This is a genomic window from Vibrio sp. 10N.222.49.A3, assembly GCF_041475145.1.
Lineage (GTDB): Bacteria > Pseudomonadota > Gammaproteobacteria > Enterobacterales > Vibrionaceae > Vibrio > Vibrio tasmaniensis_A.
The window spans coordinates 1-304 of sequence record NZ_JBFRVM010000267.1; the positions used below are offsets into that span (position 1 = coordinate 1).

The 304-nt window shown below is 48.4% G+C and carries 1 protein-coding gene; it reads right to left on the bottom strand.

Annotation, left to right across the window (positions count from 1 at the left end):
• Window positions 1-304 (bottom strand): transposase (locus tag AB4589_RS24875; RefSeq protein WP_372101907.1); only part of this gene is annotated, 304 nt, incomplete at both ends.

Sequence of the window (304 nt, forward strand, 5' to 3'; positions counted from 1 at the left end):
TCAACAGCAACAGCTGAATACGAACTCTTAAGGCGTGTGCTTGACCACGTAAAAATCCGTAGTCTCTTACTCGCTGTAACCCTTTGGGGAGCACGTGCTGCAAAATGAGCAGCAAGAACTTAAGGATGGGCAAAGTGCGCGTTCGCCATGTATTGGTTTGGCTCTCTTTATAGCGGAACGTGACCGTATCATCGGTGATATGGATGATGTCTTCATCAGGCAACACACCACGATAGAGATAGCGAGCTAAATAGCTCAGTGCAGCCTGACCATAACCAACCTGCCTACAATCGACCACCCATTG